Origin of the sequence: Microcystis sp. M53602_WE12 (assembly GCF_030065455.1) — a bacterium.
GTDB lineage: Bacteria > Cyanobacteriota > Cyanobacteriia > Cyanobacteriales > Microcystaceae > Microcystis > Microcystis aeruginosa.
The window spans coordinates 1-1938 of record NZ_JASJFB010000077.1; the positions used below are offsets into that span (position 1 = coordinate 1).

1 protein-coding gene is annotated in these 1938 nt (G+C 43.7%); it reads right to left on the reverse strand.

Translation table 11 applies throughout. From position 1 onward, the window contains the following. Window positions 1–834: 834 nt before the first annotated feature. The coding region (locus PX482_RS03360) for a Calx-beta domain-containing protein (RefSeq protein WP_288122059.1) at window positions 835–1938 on the reverse strand (1104 nt) is incomplete at its 5' end.

Genomic DNA, 1938 nt, shown 5'->3' on the forward strand with positions numbered 1-1938 from the left:
AAACAAATTAGCCTGTAATTCAGAGCCGGCAATCGTTTTGACGATTTAGATAAAATTTTCAATGTGACACTTTAGGGTGCGGAATGTGGGTTGAATTCTTTCTGTTTATGGTTAGGGAAAAAGACAAGCCCAACCTTTCTGCCCTGGGGCTAAATTTGTTATCCACCTGTAATTACAACTAGACAAGTCAAGTCTAACAAAAAAATTTTTTTCTTAAATTTATCCAAGAGCCTGATGAGTAACAGCAATAAGAAAAGTATTGTTGAGAATAATGAAGAAACTCAGAAGTATTGTCAAGTTTTGTCGAAAATATACGCAAATAACAGCAAACAACTGCTACTGTGGTTAGTGCAAGTTTACCTTACAGTTCCAATGAAACTATCAGATTATGCCAAGAAAAAGGGGATCAATTACTGGACTTACACGATACATAAATACTAAAAAATCAACAAAACCCTTATACCTTTTTTCAAAAAGTGTTTCATACTTGAATGTTAAGATTTTGAAGATCATGACCAAGTTATGTATTCGCTCTGATGATACCAAAAAGGACTGATTATTGACTCCATTCTCAATAGTCAATCTAATTTAGCACTGTAAAATACTGGTTTTGTGAAGTTTTATTGCAGGATTCAACACTTCTGAATAGGCGGTTAAAATGCGACTTAGCTTATAACTACCGTAAACTCCCGCCCGAATCAATTGTTTGAACAACAATTAATATTTGCTTCACTTTTTTGACACACAATGGAAAACCGGCGGGAAAACTGAGCAATCTCTGAGCCAGATTATTCTTTCCCAGCCGGTTTATGTTGACACTTAGCCTCAAGTCATCTAAGCCGCAAAGATATTATCTTCTGTCAAGTTAAGGTTAGGAGTCAAGGTCGCCAAGAGAGTCTGAACCGATGAACCATTACCATCCACATCAAAGAAGAGTTGGCCTGTTGGTTTATTAAAGATAAAGCGATGGCTGGCCGTCGTGGCGACGGTTCCCAAGACAAATTGAGCCGCCGCAATACTTTCACCGGCGATTAATCCGCCACCAAAACCCGCCGCCGAGACTTGGAGCGTATCTTGGAAAACGTTGAAGTCCGTAATCGTATCTTGGCCTTCACTGGCAAGGCTATAGGCAATTACGTCAAAACCAGCACCAGAGGTAATCGTGTCATTCCCTGCAGCACCTACTAACATATCGCTGGCATTGGAACCAATCAAAATGTCATGGCCCGCTCGACCGCTCAGATTGCGGGTAGTTCCGGCTTCGATCACATCGTTACCCGTGGTTCCCTGTTGATTGAGAACACCGTCATCATTCAGGATCGTAGTGGTGACAGCACCTGGTGTGCCAATGGTATAGCCAGTGCCACTTGCTAGGGTAAAGGCGATCGTTTCATTGGCTTCTTTGACGGTATCTCCGGTGGTCACGATCTCGATCTGAGCCGTTGTCTGACCAGATGCGAAGACAATATTACCCGTTGTTGGTGAGACAAAATTCCCGCCGTAGGCATTGTAGTCATTGCCGCGAGTTGCCGTACCACCAAGGGTAAAGTTAACGGTTAAAGAGTTAGTGGTGGCTCCTGAACGAGTGAAGTTATAGACGAGGTTAGTTTTGCCGTTTTCACTAACGCCACTGTAGTTACTGGCAAGGGTAACGGAGGTTCCTTCATCATCATTTTGGATAGTGCCAACAGCAGTGGCCGTGGTAATCGTTGCTCCGTTGGTGGGATTGGAGAGGGTGACGGTGAAGTTTTCGTTAGGTTCGACGGTGGTATCCCCTTGAACATTAACGGTAATCACTTTCGAGGTTTCTCCCGCCGCAAAACTGACGGTTCCTGAGGGTAAGACTCCCCCCACAAAATCAGTGGCATTAGCTGCACTGGTTCCTGAGCCTGTTACTGCCCAGTTGACGTTATTGGCCCCTGTGGTATTGACCGCACG